Source organism: Georgenia sp. Z1344 (assembly GCF_057652375.1).
On the sequence record NZ_CM172728.1, the window covers coordinates 1,625,817 to 1,642,808 of the forward strand.

At 72.2% G+C, this 16,992-nt stretch carries 11 protein-coding genes; 2 read left to right on the forward strand and 9 right to left on the reverse strand.

Annotated elements, in window-relative coordinates:
• Positions 1–59 precede the first annotated feature (59 nt).
• The 6 genes from AC24FB_RS07300 to AC24FB_RS07325 form a co-directional block, all read right to left on the reverse strand.
• Positions 60–2,243, reverse strand: a complete 2,184-nt coding sequence (locus AC24FB_RS07300; RefSeq protein ID WP_425715889.1) for a S9 family peptidase — start codon at positions 2,241–2,243, stop codon at positions 60–62.
• 73 nt (positions 2,244–2,316) lie between these two features.
• Positions 2,317–2,745 (reverse strand): zinc-ribbon domain-containing protein, encoded by a 429-nt coding sequence (locus AC24FB_RS07305; protein ID WP_425715888.1) that lies wholly within the window; start codon positions 2,743–2,745, stop codon positions 2,317–2,319.
• Positions 2,746–2,920: 175 nt separating this feature from the next.
• The gene (locus AC24FB_RS07310) at positions 2,921–3,130 is read right to left on the reverse strand and encodes a hypothetical protein (protein ID WP_425715887.1); all 210 of its coding nucleotides are present in this window, start codon (positions 3,128–3,130) and stop codon (positions 2,921–2,923) included.
• A 56-nt stretch (positions 3,131–3,186) separates the two neighbouring features.
• Positions 3,187–3,507, reverse strand: a complete 321-nt coding sequence (locus tag AC24FB_RS07315; RefSeq protein ID WP_425715886.1) for a putative quinol monooxygenase — start codon at positions 3,505–3,507, stop codon at positions 3,187–3,189.
• Positions 3,508–3,740: 233 nt separating this feature from the next.
• The gene (locus AC24FB_RS07320; protein WP_487561328.1) at positions 3,741–8,048 is read right to left on the reverse strand and encodes a phosphodiester glycosidase family protein; all 4,308 of its coding nucleotides are present in this window, start codon (positions 8,046–8,048) and stop codon (positions 3,741–3,743) included.
• A gap of 342 nt (positions 8,049–8,390) precedes the next feature.
• Complete coding sequence (locus AC24FB_RS07325) at positions 8,391–12,695, reverse strand: phosphodiester glycosidase family protein (protein ID WP_487561329.1); 4,305 nt, start codon at positions 12,693–12,695, stop codon at positions 8,391–8,393.
• 443 nt (positions 12,696–13,138) lie between these two features.
• Here AC24FB_RS07325 and AC24FB_RS07330 point away from each other — a divergent pair, with 443 nt between their 5' ends.
• Both AC24FB_RS07330 and AC24FB_RS07335 read left to right on the forward strand, forming a co-directional pair.
• Complete coding sequence (locus AC24FB_RS07330; protein WP_425715866.1) at positions 13,139–13,906, forward strand: electron transfer flavoprotein subunit beta/FixA family protein; 768 nt, start codon at positions 13,139–13,141, stop codon at positions 13,904–13,906.
• The gene (locus AC24FB_RS07335; RefSeq protein ID WP_425715865.1) at positions 13,903–14,868 is read left to right on the forward strand and encodes an electron transfer flavoprotein subunit alpha/FixB family protein; all 966 of its coding nucleotides are present in this window, start codon (positions 13,903–13,905) and stop codon (positions 14,866–14,868) included. The genes AC24FB_RS07330 and AC24FB_RS07335 overlap by 4 nt, the downstream gene beginning before the upstream one ends.
• A gap of 75 nt (positions 14,869–14,943) precedes the next feature.
• On the opposite strand, the gene AC24FB_RS07340 is transcribed toward AC24FB_RS07335, so the two are convergent.
• The 3 genes from AC24FB_RS07340 to AC24FB_RS07350 all read right to left on the reverse strand — a co-directional run bounded on the left by AC24FB_RS07340 (position 14,944) and on the right by AC24FB_RS07350 (position 16,968).
• Complete coding sequence (locus tag AC24FB_RS07340; protein ID WP_425715864.1) at positions 14,944–15,282, reverse strand: ATP-binding cassette domain-containing protein; 339 nt, start codon at positions 15,280–15,282, stop codon at positions 14,944–14,946.
• Entirely contained in the window at positions 15,200–16,297 is a 1,098-nt protein-coding gene (gene ald, locus AC24FB_RS07345) for an alanine dehydrogenase (RefSeq protein ID WP_425715863.1), read from the reverse strand. The genes AC24FB_RS07340 and ald overlap by 83 nt, the downstream gene beginning before the upstream one ends.
• 131 nt (positions 16,298–16,428) lie before the next feature.
• Positions 16,429–16,968 carry a DUF4442 domain-containing protein gene (locus AC24FB_RS07350; RefSeq protein WP_425715862.1) on the reverse strand — a complete coding sequence of 180 codons (540 nt, stop codon included), beginning with the start codon at positions 16,966–16,968 and terminating at the stop codon, positions 16,429–16,431.
• Positions 16,969–16,992: the final 24 nt, after the last annotated feature.

The window sequence follows — 16,992 nt, forward strand, 5'->3', positions numbered from 1 at the left end:
GCCCAGGGTGGCCGACGATCGCCCCACCGGGCGGGATGTCGCGCCGTCGCCGCGGGTGATCAGGGACGATCGGCGACGCCCAGCTGGTCGAGGACGAAGGCCCACTCGGCCGCACGCTCGGACCAGCGGTCGTAGCGGCCGGAGCGCCCGCCGTGCCCGGCGACCATCTCGCAGCGCAGGAGCACGGGTCGGTCGGCGGGGTCGGAGGTCGTCACCTCGCGCAGCCGGGCCACCCACTTGGCGGGCTCGACGTACATCACCCGGATGTCGTTGAGCGAGGTGGTGGCGAGGATCGCGGGGTAGGGCGCCTCGCGCAGGTTGTCGTAGGGGGCGTAGGTCGCCATGTAGTCGTAGAACGCCGGGTCGTGCAGCGGGTCGCCCCACTCCTCCCACTCCCCCGTGGTCAGCGGCAGCGACGGGTCGAGGATCGTCGTCAGCGCGTCGACGAAGGGCACCCCGGCGTGGATGACGCGGAACGTCTCCGGGGCGAGGTTGGCCACGGCGCCCATGAGCAGGCCGCCGGCCGAGCGGCCCTGGGCGGCGAGCCGTCCGCGCGCGACGAGCCCGGTGTCGAGGACGTGGTGGGCGGCGTCGACGAAGTCGGTGAAGGTGTTGCGCTTGCGGTCGAGCTTGCCGTCCTCGTACCAGGAGCGGCCGAGCTCGCCGCCGCCCCGCACGTGCGCGACGGCGAACACCACGCCCCGGTCGAGCAGCGGCAGCCGCTCGGCGCTGAAGGCCGGGTCCACCGAGACCTCGTAGGAGCCGTACCCGTAGAGCAGGCCGGGGGCGGTGCCGTCGGCCGTCACGTCGGCCCGGTGGACGATCGAGAGCGGGATGCGGGTGCCGTCGCCGGCCGTGGCCCACTCGCGCCGCTCGACATACCGCTCCGGCTCGTAGCCCGGCACGACCTTCTGCTTGACGACCACGGCCGACCCGTCGGCGAGGGAGTGCGCGGAGACCGTGGGCGGCGTGAGGAACGACTGCGTCTCGACGAGGATCTCGTCGCTCTCCCACTCGCGCACCTCGCCCAGCGCGACGGCGGTGAGCTCCCCGTCCACGACGACGTCGCGCGCCGGCCCGTAGGCCGGTCCCGCGCCGCCGGCGGGTCCGCCACCGGTGGGTGCGGCGTCGTCGTCGGGCGGGGTGTCGTTCCCGGCGGAGCCGGTGCGGGGGAGGACGCGAAGGGCGGGCAGGCCACCGGCGCGCAGCTCGACGACGGCGTGCCCGGCGAACGCGTGGGCGGCGAGGATCCGCTCCCCGTCCGCGGACCGCAGGAGGTCGCTCCAGTCCTCGGGTGCGGAGGGGCCGAGCGGCGCGGCCGAGAGCGTGAAGTCCTTCTGCGTGAGGTTGTGGACGACGAGGAGGTGGTCGCCGGCGACCTCGACCGTGTACTCGAGGCCCGGACGCCGGGGCGAGACGACCTGCGGGACGAGCGCGTCGGCGTCGAGGGGGACGAGCAGGGCCTCCCCGGACGTAGTGGCGGCGTGGTGGACCACGAGCCAGCGGCCGTCGCGGGAGGTCTCGATCCACGTCCAGTAGGTCTCGTCGTCCTCGCGCACGAGTCGCTCGTCGGTGGTCGGGTCCGAGCCGACCGCGTGGCTCCACACCTCGTGGGGGCGCCAGGCGTCGTCGGTGCGGACGTAGATCAGGCGCGTCGAGTCGGTGGTCCAGGCCAGGCCGTAGCCGACGCCGCGGACGGAGTCGTCGACGGTCTCGCCGGTGGTGAGGTCGACGACCCGGACGTCGAAGAGCTCGCCGCCGTCGAGGTCGATGCCGATCGCGGCGTGCCGGGCGTCGGGGGCCACGACGATCTCGGAGACCTTGAAGAAGGCCTGCCCCTCGGCCTCGGCGTTGCCGTCGAGGACGAGCTGCTCGCCGGCCATGGTGCCGGACGGGTCGGGCCGGCCGGACCGGGTGTCGGCGACCCGGTGCCACGTGGGGTACTGCCTCCCGGCGTGGGTGCGGGTGTAGTACCACCAGCCGCGCTCGAGGACGGGGACGTCGGTGTCCGTCTCCTGGGTGCGGTCCTTGATCTCGGAGACGATGCGGGCCTCGAGGTCCGCGAGGTGGCCGGTGCGGGCGTCCGCGTAGGCGTTCTCGGCCTCGAGGTGGGCGAGCAGCTCCGGGGACTCCTTGTCCCGCATCCAGTCGAACGGGTCGACGACGTCGTGCCCGTGATGGACGCGGTGGTGCTCGACGTGGCGAGGGGCGGGCGGCTGCGGGATGTCGGCGGCGGTGCTCACCGCCCGAGGCTACCGACCTGGGCCGCGCCGGGTGAGGGCCGACCGGCCGGGCCGGTGACCTCGGGCGGGAGGCTCAGCCCTGGGGGTGGTAGTTCGCGCCGGGGTACTGCTGCTGGGGCTGCTGACCCTGCTGGCCGTAGTTCGCGCCCGGGTACTGCTGCTGGGGCTGCTGCGGCTGCTGGTTCTGCTGCTGGTAGCCCTGCTGGCCGTACCCCTGGGGAGCGGTCGGCGCCGCGCCCTGGTAGCCGGGCATCGAACCGCCGCCCTGCTCGGCCGCCTGCTCGATCTGCTCGAACTGCTCCTTGCTCAGCTGGGTCTGGGAGCCGCAGAACGTGCACTCCATGAACCGCTTCTTCGAGTACGGGAAGAGTGGGATGAAGAACAGCGTGAACTTCGCGATGAGCATGAAGAGGTGGGTGGCCGCCGGGTTGTGGCAGCGGCTGCACACGAGGTTGGTCGTCAGGACGTGCTTGCGCTTGGTGCGCGATCCCCAGATGATCATGCGAGAAGAGTAGAGCGGGCCCGCACCTGCTTCGGGCCGTGCCCAGGGGAGAGGTTCCCGGTCTCCGCGCGGGCGTGAGGTTCGACGACGGGGCCGGTCGTGCTAGCCGGTCGGGTCGCGATGCTCCCGGTCGGGGCCCCCGGCTCCTGGTCGCGGATCGCGCCCGTCGCGTCGGCTACTTCTCGCGGTCCCGCTTCTCCCGCGCGAGGCGCAGCTCGGACCACAGACCGCTGACGGCACCGACGATCGCGCCGAGCAGCAGCCACCGTGTGAGGTCACCCCGCCACAGCCCCCACAGCAGGCCGAGCAGCGCGCCGACCGCGATCGAGATGACGAGCTGGGACCACTTGGGCGGGAGCGGGCGGCGGGCGGGGGCGTCGGGCATGACCGAGACGCTACCGGCCCACGCACCCCGACCCGTGCCGCCCGCCGCAGCGTCGGTCAGGGGATCTGGAGCTCGCCCATCTCGTCCCAGCCCTCGCCGTCGACCTGGCGCGAGATGATCCGCGGCGTGCTCACGAGGTGCGGGCGCATGGTCTCGAGCCCGGCGGCGAAGTGGTCGCTGCTCACGTGCGGCGCGGCGCCGTCGTCGGTGAAGCCCTCGACGAGCACGTACTCGCTGGGCCGCTCGAGGCTGCGGGACCACTCGAAGAAGAGGTTGCCCGGCTCCTGCCGCGTCCGCTCGGTGAACTCGCGGACGATCTCCGGCCAGGCGTCGACGCTCTCCGGCTTGACCTCGTACCGGACGACGATGAAGTACATCCCTGCTCCTTGATCTGCTCGGCAGCGGCCGGTTCCGGCCCGAGGACGAGCCTGGCACGATCCGCCGACGTGAGGTTGCGCGTCCACGCCCGTCGTCGAGATTGCGGTTCGTCGTCGTCGAGATTGTGGTTGGGGCCGCAACCGCAATCTCGGCGACAGGACCCCGGACGCACGACGGCGGGGCTCACCCTCTCGGGTGAGCCCCGCCGCCACAGGGGTGCGTCAGCTACCGGTCAGCGGTGCAGGCCCGGGGAATCGACCCCGTCCCCGTCCCAGTCACCGATCAGCACCACATCATCGGCCTCGCCGTAGACGTGCTCGACCTCCGCGAACCCGTCCACCAGGTCGTTACGCAGCAGGAACTCGTTCCCACGACGCACCGCGAACGTGTCCAGCCCGTCCCCGTCCCAGTCACCGACCACGACCGTGTCATCGGTTCGGCCGTAGTTGAACACCGTGTCCGCATCACCATCGGTCATCGTGTTCCGCACGAAGTACGTCTTCCCACGACGCACCGCGAGCGTGTCGGTGCCGTTGCCGTCCCAGTCACCGACCAGCACCACGTCGCCCTCACGCCCGTAGGTCACGATCTCGTGCGCCGGCCCGGACGTCATGTCGTTACGCAGGTGGTACGCCGCGCCGCGACGCACCGCGAACGTGTCCGCACCGTCACCGTCCCAGTCACCAACCAGGATCGTGTCACCCGACCGGCCGTAGACCACGACCTCGTCCGCCACACCCGAACCCAACGTGTTGGACACGTAGAACACGTTCCCCCGACGCAACGCGAGCGTGTCGGCCCCGTCGGCGTCCCAGTCACCCACGAACACCTCATCACCCGACCGGCCGAACCGGAACACATGCTCATGCAGACCCGCCCAGTCATCATCCAGGAAGAACCCGTTCTCCAGAGCGGGGGTGCTCGAGTACACGGGCAGGTGGACGTCCACCTCGTGCTCGGCGACCGAGTCGTTGACCTCGAGCGTGACGGTCACCGGGACCGCGGCGGACCCGTCGTCATAGCCGGGCGTCTCACCCTCGGTGAGGACGACGAGCTCGCCGTCCACCAGGGCGCGACCAGGTGCCGCGGCGACGATGCCCGTGGCGGGCTCGATCGTCGCGACGGCCGTGGCCGGCAGCTCGGTCGTCCCCGCGGGGACCACCGTCTCGCCGTCGCCCGACCACAGGGCCGAGACCGGCCAGTCGGTCGGGACCCGACGCTCGTCCTGGACCACGGTGCCCTCGAGGTCGAGCGAACCGCCGAGCTCGACGACGTCGCCGCCCCCGATCTCCAGGCTGTCCACGAGGGGACGGATCTCGATCTGGGACCACTCGCCCTCGGTGTCGTGCATGCCGCTGGCGGGGTCGATACCGATCATCGACCAGCCCGAGAACCCGCCCCGGTCCGGGGTGGAGTTCGGGGACTTACCCACGTTGCCGTTGGTCAGGTACTCGACACCGTCGCGGGTCGACACGTCGAACGCACCGACACCGGCGCCGACGAACATCACCGAACGGCCCGAGTCCTCGACCTCGCCCAGCCACTGCTCGAGCGTGGCCGCCTCGAGGCGGTCGGCCATCGCGGAGGGCGCGCCGGGGAGGAAGTCGCGCGGCGGGTAGTGCGAGAACACCATGACGCCCGTGATCTCCGGGTCGAGCTGGGCCAGCAGCAGCTGCTGACGCAGCATGACCATCTGCCCGAAGTCGTCACCCAGACGACCGGTGGCGGAGTTGAGGGTGATGATGCGGGTGCCGGCGACGTCGCGGACCGTGTGGGTCTCGCCGAACTCGTCCTCGAAGTTGCTGATCGGACCACCCATGATCTCGTGGTTGCCCGGGACGTAGACCCACGGCAGGTCGGTCTCGGCGAGCTCCTCGTCGAGGATGCGCCGCGCGAGGTCGAAGTCCTCCGGCGCCGCCTCGTCGGTGAAGTCACCGTTGATGACCAGCAGGTCCGGGTCCTCCGCCACGATCTCCTGCAGACCACGGCGAGCGTTGGCCACCTGCGGCGACTCCGGCGCACGCGCCACGAACTGCGCGTCCGACATCACGGCCACCCGCAGCCCGGCGTCGTCGGCCGCGTTGGCCGTCGACAGGGACGGGTCCTCCCACACGGGCACCTCGGGTGCCTCGGCGATCGGCGCCATCGTCGCGGTGACGTCGTCGATGAGGACGGTCGTCTCGTACTGCTCGCTCGCCGACGACTCGTAGAGCGCGACACGGCCGAACTGGATGGGGTGCGGCCAGTCCTGCGGGACCTGGACCGTCAGCTGCTGCCACTCCGTGCCGGTCACGGTGCCGCCGTAGATGAAGCGGAAGGTTCCCTCGGCGTCGAACACCGAGAAGTAGATCTCGGGGGTACCCCGGCCGTCGCCACGGAACCAGGCCGACAGCGTCTGCAGCTGCCCCTCGGGAGCCGGGAACGCGTTGATCTCGGACCGGAAGTTCATCGTGCGGGTCGCGGTGGACTCGTTGAACACCGCGGTGGCCTCGATGGCCGAGGTGTCGCCCTCGGTCCGGCCCTCCTCGACCATGCGCGACGACGAGTTCGGGTTGCGCGAACCGTAGTGCCACCAGCCGCCCTCCTCGTCGAAGCTGGTGATCTCGAGCTCCTCCAGCCCGACCATCACCGACAGGTCGGCCTCGACGTCGCCGACGCTGAGCGTGAGGGTCGCGGACCCGGAGTCGACGAGCGCGCTGATGTCGAACGTGCTGGCCGTGGCGGGGGTGAGCTCGACGACGCCGTCGGCGCCCTCGATCGTCACGTCCGCGGCGTCGATCGGCGCGATGAAGCCCTCGGCGTCGTAGCCGTAGAGCGTGAACGGCGTGCTCGCGCCGGGGTCCGGCAGGGAGAGCACGTTCGGGGAGGCCTCGAGCCGGACGAGCTCGCCCAGGACCTCGACGTCGGCCTCACCGGTGGCGGTGCCGACCTCGTTCTCCGTCGACGCCGAGACCGTCGTGGTGCCCGTGGCACCCGCGGTGAGCAGGCCGTCGGTGTCGACCGTGGCGACCACCTCGTCCGAGGAGACCCACGACTCGGCGGGGGTGCCGACCGCGCGCATGACCTCGTCGTAGCCGAGCGCCACCATCTGGCGGTGCAGGCCGGGGAAGACCCGGTGCGCATTGGCGATCCGCACCTCGGGGCGCACGGAGTAGTTGTGGACGATGCCGGAGCTGGGGCCCACGATGACGCCGATGCCGTTGGCGTCCTCGCGCTCCTCGCCGTCGGAGGGGCTGTTGACGATCTCGTCGTCCGTCTCCCCCGGGTCGGTGGCATTCATCTGGGTCGAGCCGCCGCCGTCGAGGTTGAGGGCGTTGTAGGAGCCGATCTGCTGCATGAACTCACCGGTCTCGTCGAGGCTCATGCCGCGGGAGATGTCCTGCCGGCCGTCGATGACGACCATGTAGAGGTGCTCGCCGGCCTCGTCAAGGCCGACCGCGGTGCGGGGTGCGAGGCTCTCGTCGGACGCGTCGTGGAGGACGCCGCCCTGGAGGAGGATGGCGTTGCGACCACCGTGGCCGCCGAGCGCGAGGACGACCTCGTCGGCGTCGGACCGCACGGAGTAGGTCGTCTGGAGGCGGTCGCCGACAGCCAGCGTGCTCAGCTGGTCGGCGAGCTCACCGGCGGGCGCGACGACGATGCGGGCGTCGGCGGGGATCTCGCCCTCGCCGACCGGCCCCGCGACCTGCGTGACCCGCGAGTCTCGGCCGATCCACACCTCGACGGCGTTCGCGCGGTCCGGAAGGGAGTTCGCCCGGGCATACGTGCCCCAGCGGTCGGTGAACACGCCCACGCCGGAGGTGTCCCACTCCGAGGCGTTGACGCCGGTGAGCGGGAGCTCCCACCCGGCGTCGGGCGCCGCAGCGACGCCCTCCATGAAGACCTCGGTGATGAGGCCCAGGCCCTGCGAGTCGATGACGAGGGCCGCGTTGTCGCCAGGGTTCGGCGAGGTGACGATGCCCGACTCGGGGTCGACGCCGATGCCGTTGGACGAGCCCGAGTTGCCGATGTCGAAGCCCGAACCGTTGATGCCCGCGACGGCGTCGGCCTCGTCGATCATGTCCGAGATGGTCGAGGTGCCGGCGACCTCACCGGAGTCCATGTAGTCCAGCGAGATCGCCGGGTTGGTCAGATCGATGTCGAGGACGGCACCCTGCAGCCAGCCTGCCGACTCCATCCGCGTGAACTCGGTGAGGACCGCACCCGGCGCGATCTGCGTGGCGGTCTGCTCGCTGACGATCGCCGTGCCGTCGTTGGACACGTCGAGGTAGTCGTCGGCGATCTCGGCAGCGTCGGGCTCGGCGCCGTCGGTCGGGCTCTCTCCCGGGCCGGCGGAGGGAGACTCGGCGGTGGGCGCCGAGGACTCGCTCTCGGCACCGGAGTCGAGCTCCGCGGTGTCGTCGAGGGTGGGCCGGTCGGGGTCGGCGACCGGCGTCGCTCCCGCGGGAGCGACGAGGGTCGCGGTCACGCTCGCCGAGGCGAGCAGACCGATGAGGGTGGCGGCGACGCGTGGGCGCCGCCGTGCGGGCACAGCTGACATGGCAGTCCTTTGGCAGAACATCGAACGGGGGTGCACCTATTGGACGCCGGGTCGATGGCGACCACCTGTCGCAGGGGTGGATCGAAGGTGTCGTCGAGACGTCCGTTCAGGGCTGCCGCCACCGGTATCGATGCAGGTCGGAGCGCCGAACGACTCCTACCGGGAGGACGTCCACCCACACGTCGAGAGTGCAGTTCGTCGTCGTCGAGATTGCGGTTCGTCGTCGTCGAGATTGTGGTTGGGGCCCCAACCGCAATCTCGGCGACAGGACCCCGGACGCACGACGGCGGGGCTCACCCTCTCGGGTGAGCCCCGCCGCCACAGGGGTGCGTCAGCTACCGGTCAGCGGTGCAGGCCCGGGGAATCGACCCCGTCCCCGTCCCAGTCACCGATCAGCACCACATCATCGGCCTCGCCGTAGACGTGCTCGACCTCCGCGAACCCGTCCACCAGGTCGTTACGCAGCAGGAACTCGTTCCCACGACGCACCGCGAACGTGTCCAGCCCGTCCCCGTCCCAGTCACCGACCACGACCGTGTCATCGGTTCGGCCGTAGTTGAACACCGTGTCCGCATCACCATCGGTCATCGTGTTCCGCACGAAGTACGTCTTCCCACGACGCACCGCGAGCGTGTCGGTGCCGTTGCCGTCCCAGTCACCGACCAGCACCACGTCGCCCTCACGCCCGTAGGTCACGATCTCGTGCGCCGGCCCGGACGTCATGTCGTTACGCAGGTGGTACGCCGCGCCGCGACGCACCGCGAACGTGTCCGCACCGTCACCGTCCCAGTCACCAACCAGGATCGTGTCACCCGACCGGCCGTAGACCACGACCTCGTCCGCCACACCCGAACCCAACGTGTTGGACACGTAGAACACGTTCCCCCGACGCAACGCGAGCGTGTCGGCCCCGTCGGCGTCCCAGTCACCCACGAACACCTCATCACCCGACCGGCCGAACCGGAACACATGCTCATGCAGACCCGCCCAGTCATCATCCAGGAAGAACCCGTTCTCCAGAGCGGGCTCCGCGGAGAAGGACGGGACCTCGACCTCGACGGCGTGCTCCGTCGTCGCGTCGTTGACGGTGAGGGACACCGTCGCGGTCACGGCCTCGTGGCCGGATGCGTAGCCCGGGGTCTCGCCGTCGGCGAGCGTGACGAGCTCGCCGTCGACGAAGGCGCGGCCGGGGACGGCCGTGACGACACCGGTCGCCGGCTCCACGGTGGCCACCGCGGTCTCGGGGACCTCGGCGCCGGCCGGGACGACGTTCTCGCCGTCGCCGGCCCAGAGGACGGAGACGGGCCAGCTCGCCGGCACGCGGCGCTCGTCCTGGACGATCGTGCCGTCCAGGTCGAGGTCGGCCCCGCTCTCGACGACGTCCCCACCGGAGACCTCGAGGGTGTCGACCAGCGGGCGGATCTCGATCTCGGACCACTCGCCGTCGGACTCGTTCCACATGCCGTGCTCCGGCTGCAGTCCGATCATCGACCAGCCCGAGAAGCCGCCGCGGTCCGGGGTCGAGTTCGGAGACTTGCCCACGTTGCCGTTCGTCAGGTACTCGACACCGTCACGGGTCGACACGTCGAACGCCCCCACGCCCGCGCCGACGAACATCACCGAACGGCCCGAGTCCTCGACCTCGCCCAACCAGGACTCGAGCGTCGCGGCCTCGAGGCGGTCCGCCATGTCCGACGGGGATCCCGGCAGGAAGTCGCGCGGGGGGTAGTGCGAGAACACCATGACGCCCGTGATCTCCGGGTCGAGCTGGGCCAGCAGCAGCTGCTGACGCAGCATGACCATCTGCCCGAAGTCGTCCCCGAGGCGACCGGTGGAGGAGTTGAGGGTGATGATGCGCGTGCCGGCCACGTCGCGGACCGTCGACGTCTCGCCGAACTCGTCGACGAAGTTGCTGATCGGGCCACCCATGATCTCGTGGTTGCCCGGGACGTAGACCCACGGCAGGTCGGTCTCGGCGAGCTCCTCGTCGAGGATCCGGCGCGCGAGGTCGAAGTCCTCCGGCGCCGCCTCGTCGGTGAAGTCACCGTTGATGACCAGCAGGTCCGGGTCCTCGGCCACGATCTCCTGCAGACCACGGCGAGCGTTCTCGACCTGCGGCGACTCCGGCGCACGCGCCACGAACTGCGCGTCCGACATCACCGCCACCCGCAGCCCCGCGTCGTCGGCCGCGTTCGCGAGCGAGAGCGAGTGGTCCTCCCACACGGGGGTGCTGATCTGCTCGGCGTCCGGCGGGACGATGACCTCGATGTCCGTGAAGGCGACCGATCCCGTGTACTGGTCGGCCGCGCTCTGCTCCATGAAGCGCACGCGCTCGAGCGAGATCGGGTACGGCACGCCCTCGGGCACGCCGAACTGGACCTCACGCCACTCGTCCGTCCAGTCGATGTACTCCGCGCCGATGTTGATCGGGTCGAGCTGACGGACCACGCCGTCGCCGTCGCGGACCTGGAGGCGGGGCCAGATGCCGGTCCCGTCACCACGGATGGTGAGGGAGACCGCGGTCGGCTGACCCGGCATCTCGATCGCGGCCGGGGCGATCGCGTAGGCGCCGCGCGTACCGGTCGACTGGGTGAAGTCGTAGCCGACCTCGATCGCCGGCTGTCCCTCGGGGCCCTCGGTCACGCCGATGGTGCCGGAGGCGCGCGCCTGGCCGAACGTCCAGCCGGCGGCGTCGGAGAGGTCGGTGACCTCGAGACGCTCGGTGCCGACGGTGACCGGGATGCGGATGGTGTGCTCGCCGACGACGAGCTCGACGACGGAGGCGCCGGACTCGACGGTCGCGTCGACCACGAACGCCGTCGACCCCGCGGGCGTGACGGTGAACCCCTCGCCCACGGACGCCTGGATGTCGGCGGTGTCGACCGGCGCCTCGTAGCCCTGCTGGTCGTAGCCGGTGAGCGAGACGGTGACCGGCTCGCCGGGGGCGCCGAGCTGCATGACGCTCCGGTCGGCGGTCACGCGGACGAGCTCACCGAGGACCTCGAGGTCGAGCTCGCCGTCGGCGGCGCCGGCCTCTGTCTGGGTGGTGGCGGTGACCGTGGTGGCACCGGACGCCCCCGCGGCGACGAGGCCGTCGGCGTCGACCGTCGCGACCGACTCGTCGGAGGAGGCCCACGTCTCGGCGGGGGTGTCGACCGCGCGCATCGCCTCGTCGTAGCCGAGGGCGACGAGCTGGCGGTGCATGCCAGGAAAGACCCGGTTCGTGTTGGCCACGCGGTCCGCGCCGCGGACGGTGTAGTCCTGCACGACGCCGGAGCTCGGGCCGACGATGAGGCCGAGCCCGTTGCTGTCGCTGCGCTCGGTGCCGTCGGAGGGGCTGTTGACGATGTCGTCGTCGGCCTCGCCCGGCTGGGTGGCGTTCATCTGGGTCGAGCCGCCGCCGTCGAGGTTGAGGGCGTTGTGCGAGCCGATCTGCTGCATGAACTCGCCGGTCTCGTCGAGGCTCATGCCGCGCGAGTTGGCCTGCCGCCCGTCGATGACGACGAGGTAGAGGTGCTCGCCGGCCTCGTCGAGGCCGACGGCAGTGCGGGGCGCGAGGCTGTTGTCGGACGCGTCGTGCAGGACGCCGTCGCGGAGCAGGATCGCGTTGCCGCCGCCGTGCCCGCCGATGGCGAGGACGACCTCGTCGGCGTCGGAGCGCACGGAGTAGCTGGTCTGGAGGCGGTCGCCGACGGCCAGCGAGCTCAGCTGGTCGGCGAGCTCACCGGCGGGCGCGACGACGATGCGGGTCCCCGCGGGGATCTCGCCCTCGCCGACGGGCGCCGCCGCCTGGGTGACCACCGAGTTGCGGTCGACCCAGACCTCGACGGCGTTCGCGCGGTCGTCGAGGTTGTTCGCGCGGGCGTAGGTGCCCCAGCGGTCGTTGAAGACGCCGACGCCGGAGGTGTCCCACTCCGAGGCGTTGACGCCGGTGAGCGGGAGCTCCCACCCGGCGTCGGGCGCGACGGCGACGCCCTCCATGAAGACCTCGGTGATGAGGCCGAGACCCTGGGAGTCGATGACGAGCGCGGAGGAGTCGCTCGGGTTCGGGGAGGTGATGATCCCGGTCTCGGGGTCGACGCCGACGCCGTTGGACGAGCCGGAGTTGCCGATGTCGAAGCCGGATCCGTTGATGCCGGCCACGGCGTCGGCCTCGTCGATCATCTCGGAGATGGTCGAGGTGCCGGCGACCTCACCGGAGTCCATGTAGTCCAGCGAGATCGCGGGGCTCGTGAGGTCGATGTCGAGGATCGCGCCCTGCAGCCACCCGGCCGACTCGAGGCGGGTGAACTCGGTGAGGACCGCGCCCGGCGCGATCTGCGTGGCGGTCTGCTCGCTGACGATCGCGGTGCCCTCGTTGGACACGTCGAGGTAGTCGTCCGCGACCGCGGTCTCCTCGGGGGCCGGCCCCTCGGAGGGAGCCTCGCCGCCCTCGGTGGGCGTCTCGGCCGGCGTCTCGGCCGGCGCCGCGTCGGCGGGGGCCGCGGAGTCCGTCTCCGCGGTGTCCTCGGCGGTGGGCGCGTCGGGCTCGGGGAGCGGGGTGGCGGCGGCGGGTGCGACGAGCGCGGCCGTGAAGCTCGAGGTGACGAGCAGACCGAGCGCGGTGGTGACGCCGCGTGGTCGCCGTCGTGCGGGCACAACTGACATGGGTGTCCTCCGAGGAGCGGGGGGAAGTGGCGGAGACATCCCACCCCGGGGCGGTGTCGCCAACCTGTCGGTCCGGTGGACCGAAGGTGTCCGGGCGACGTCGCGTCGGGGAACCTGTGCACATCATGTGCACGCAGGTGAGAGTGGGTGTGGTCCAGGCCACCGGGCGGTCGAACCTGGGCCTCGGGGCGCGCCCGTCGGCCGGGCGGCCCCGTCGTCGGGCCCCGCCGGGTCCTCCAGGCGGCGCACGGGGACGTAGGTCCCGTTCGTCGCCGATCCGCGCCTGCTGGGCGTCGGCCCAAGCGGCACGAACCGGCCGCCACGGCGGGTCCGCGCCGTCGCGCCCCCGAGCGGGTGAGGGAGGATGTCCGGGATGCACCGGGACGCGCGCGCACGCCCGTCGGACGACGACGCCGGTCCCACCCGATCGTGAGGAGCCAGCAGTGAAGATCGTCGTGCTCGTCAAGCACGTCCCGGATCCCGAGGAGCCGGTGGTGTTCGCCGGGAGGTACTGGCAGATCGTGCGCGAGCCGGGCGTGCTATCGGAGACCGACTCGCGGGCGATCGCGGTCGCCGAGGACCTGCGGGTCGACGGCGACACGGTCACGGCCCTGACGATGGGGCCCGCTCTGGCGGAGCCCTCCCTGCGCAAGGCGCTGGCCGCCGGCGCGGACGACGCCGTGCACGTGGTCGACGACCGGCTCTCCGGGTCCGACTCCCTGACGACCGCGCGCGTCCTCGCCGCCGCCCTCGCCCGCCTCGAGCCGGACCTCGTGCTGGCCGGCAACCTCGCCACCGACGGCATGGGCGGCGTGATCCCGGCGATGATCGCCGAGCTGCTCGGGCTCCCGCACGTCACGCACATCGAGGACGTCGCCCTGACGGACGGCGTCCTCACCGGCCGGCGCGTGACCGGCCCTGTCTCCCGGACGGTCAGCGCCCCGCTGCCGCTGGTCGCCTCGGTGGTGGAGCAGGCCGCCGAGCCGCGGATCCCCAACTTCATGGGCCTGCGCTCCGCCCGCACGAAGCCGGTCGAGGTCCTCGGCCTCGACGACCTCGAGGTCGAGCGTCCGCAGCGGGCATGGGGGGTCACCGACGCCGAGCAGGTGGCGGCAGGCACCCGCGCCGAGCTCGTCACCGACACCGACGAGGCGGTCGTCCGGATCATCGATCTCCTCACCTCCACCGGAACGATCGGAGCCGCGAAGTGACCGCCCTCGTCCTGCTCGAGACCGCCGCCGCCGCGCCCACGCCGGACTCCCTCGCGCTCCTCGCGCTCGCCCGGACGCTCGACGCCGGGGACGTGGCCGCCGTGGCCTCGGCGCCCGCCGCCGAGCACGACGCGCTCGCCGCGGCCGCGGCCGCCGCGGGTGCCGACGTCGTCGCCCTGGCTCCCTCCCCCGACGCCGACGTCCTCGTCTCTCCGCTCGTCGACGCCCTCGCCGGTGCGGTCGAGCTGCTCGACGACGTGACGGTGGTCCTCGCCCCCGCCACGCCGGACGCCCGCGAGGCGGCGGGTCGGCTCGCCGTCCGCCTCGGGGTCGCCCCGCTGTGGGGCGCCGACACCGTGACCCGCCAGGACGACGGCTCCCTCAGCACGAAGAAGTCGGTGGCGTGGAACCAGTGGGTCGTCAGCTGCGTCCAGACGGGCGGTACGGCGGTCGTCGTCGTCGACCCCTCGCTCGTCGCCCCCGCATCCGGACCGGGTGCCGGCCGCCGGGTCGAGCTGCCCGCGCCGACCTCCCTGGGGGCGGCGGTGATCGGCCGCGAGGTGGCCGTCACGGACGGCGGAAGACCTGCGATCACCGAGGCCGACGTGGTCGTGGCCGGTGGACTCGGGGTCGGCTCCGGCGAGCAGTGGCCGATCGTCGAGGAGCTCGCGGACGCGCTCGGCGCCGCCGTCGGCGCCACCCGCTCCGCGGTCGACGAGGGCTGGGTGCCGTTCGCCGCGCAGATCGGGCAGACCGGCGAGGTCGTCGCGCCGCGGTTCTACATCGGGCTCGGCATCTCGGGCGCCGTCCAGCACACGTCCGGGATGCAGCGCTCCGGCACGATCGTCGTGGTCAACGACGACGAGGACTCCCCGATGTTCGAGCTCGCCGACCTCGGGGTCCTCGGCGACCTCCACGAGGTAGTCCCGGCGCTGCTCGAGGCGCTCCGCGCGCGCGGCTGAGCCCGCAGCGCCGCGAACGGCGCCGCTCCCCGCGAGGGGGCGGCGCCGTTCGTCGTCGTGCGTGGTGGTGCGAGGTCAGCCGAAGCGGCCGGTGACGTAGTCCACGGTCTGCTGGTTGGCCGGGTTCTGGAAGATCGTCTCCGTGGTGTCGTACTCGACGAGCCGGCCGGGCCGGTCGCGCCCGTCCTCGACCTCGTTCCACAGGTTGGCCCGGCGCAGCGAGGACTCGACGAGGTCGGCGGCGTCGACCCGGGCGCCCGGGGGCGGCTTCCCGGAGCGGTGGCCGGGAACGGTGGCCCGGATCGGTGGCCGCCGCCCGGCCGCCGCCGCGTCAGCCGGCGAGCTCGAGGCCGTGCGCCTCCGCCACCCCCGCGTGACGCACGCCGCCCGCGTCGACGTTGAGCCCCTTGGCAAGGTGCGGGTCAGCGTCGAGCGCCGCACGCCACCCGTCCTCCCCCGCGAGCGCCCGGACATGCGGCAGCGTGAGCGAGGTGAGCGCGAAGGTCGAGGTCCGTGGGAAGGCGGCCGGCATGTTCGCGACGGCGTACACGGTCTGCTCGCCGACCCGGAACGTGGGCGCGGAGTGGGTGGTCGGGCGCGAGACCTCGAAGCAGCCGCCCTGGTCGATCGAGATGTCGACGAGCGCGGCACCGGGCCGCATCTCCCCCACGAGGTCCCGGCCGACGAGCTGGGCCGCATGGGCGCCCGGGACGAGCACGGTCCCGACGACGAGGTCCGCGCGCAGAACGGCCTCCTCGATCGCCTGGCCGGTCGCCGCGAGCGTACGCACGGCGGGACCGAACGAGTCGTCGAGGCGGCGCAGCGCCGGGATGCGGTTGTCGAAGACCGTGACGGAGGCGTGCATCCCAAGTGCGAACGTCGCCGCACCGGCGCCGGCGACCCCCGCCCCCAGCACGACCACCTCGGCCGGGGCCACACCGGCGATGCCGCCCATGAGCACGCCGGTCCCGCCGCGGGTCGCGTCGAGGAGGTTCGCCCCGACCATGCCCGCCATCCGGCCCGCGATCTGCGACATCGGCGCGAGCAGAGGCAGGCGGCCCGAGTCGTCCTGGACGGTCTCGTAGGCGATGGCCGTGGTCCCCGCCTCGAGGAGCCGCTCCGTCAGCGGCCGGTCGGCCGCGAGGTGGAGGTAGGTGAACAGCACCTGGCCGTCGCGGAGGAAGGGGAACTCGGCCTCGACCGGCTCCTTGACCTTGACGACGAGGTCCGCGGCCCACGCCTCGGCCGGGTCGTCGGTGAGCGTGGCACCCGCGGCCGCGTAGTCGTCGTCGGTCAGACCCGAGTGGACGCCGGCCCCGGACTGGACGACCACACCGTGCCCGTCGCCGACGAGCTCCTGGACGCCGGCCGGCGTCAGGCCGACCCGCCCCTCGTGGTCGAGGACCTCGGTGGGGACACCGATCCGCATGCTCTCCTCCGTCTCACGCCGCAGCTCGACGTGCGCGGGGCGCGCCGTCCGCACGGGTGGCGACCAGGGTAGTGCGGGGCCGCCGGCTCAGGCGTCGCGGACCGCCGGCTCAAGCGTCGCCGACCGCGGGCTCAGACGTCGCGGGCCACCGCCTCCTCCGGCTCACGGAGCGTCGATGTGGGGTTGAGCCGGACGTGCAGCTGCTTGCGGACGCGGGCGACCACGGTGCCGTCGGTGGCCACGACGTCGGTGCTCAGCCAGTGCAGGTGCGCAGCGCCGTCGGCGGCACCCGACCGGATCTGCTCGAGGAGCTCGTCGGTCACGCGGAACTCGGCCTCGACCGCGGTCCGCCCGGGCCGGAGGTAGTCGATCTCGCCGCGCTTGTCCCACACCGTGTAGCCGGGACCGAGCGCACGGCCCACGAGCAGCATCCAGAACGGGTCGGTCATCGCGTACAGCGAGCCGCCGAACTGGGTGCCGACGTAGTTCGAGGTCAGCGGGTTCTTCGCCAGGCGCACGCGCACATCGCGCGCGTCCGGGGAGATGTGCGTGATGCGGATGCCCGAGAACAGCATGGGCGGCCAGACGTTCATCACCCACTTGAGCGCGAACGTCGAGCCCAGCGCCCGGTCGAGGTCGGCGTACGTGGGCAGCTTCGGCAACGACGGCATGCGTCATCCTCCCGCAGGAGGCGC

Bases quoted from the DNA above. Each gene is read 5' to 3' on its own strand.
- AC24FB_RS07305 (WP_425715888.1), bottom strand. From the start codon at position 2,745: ATGATCATCTGGGGATCGCGCACCAAGCGCAAGCACGTCCTGACGACC.
- AC24FB_RS07310 (WP_425715887.1), bottom strand. From the start codon at position 3,130: ATGCCCGACGCCCCCGCCCGCCGCCCGCTCCCGCCCAAGTGGTCCCAG.
- AC24FB_RS07315 (WP_425715886.1), bottom strand. From the start codon at position 3,507: ATGTACTTCATCGTCGTCCGGTACGAGGTCAAGCCGGAGAGCGTCGAC.
- AC24FB_RS07320 (WP_487561328.1), bottom strand. From the start codon at position 8,048: ATGTCAGCTGTGCCCGCACGGCGGCGCCCACGCGTCGCCGCCACCCTC.
- AC24FB_RS07325 (WP_487561329.1), bottom strand. From the start codon at position 12,695: ATGTCAGTTGTGCCCGCACGACGGCGACCACGCGGCGTCACCACCGCG.
- ald (WP_425715863.1), bottom strand. From the start codon at position 16,297: ATGCGGATCGGTGTCCCCACCGAGGTCCTCGACCACGAGGGGCGGGTC.
- AC24FB_RS07350 (WP_425715862.1), bottom strand. From the start codon at position 16,968: ATGCCGTCGTTGCCGAAGCTGCCCACGTACGCCGACCTCGACCGGGCG.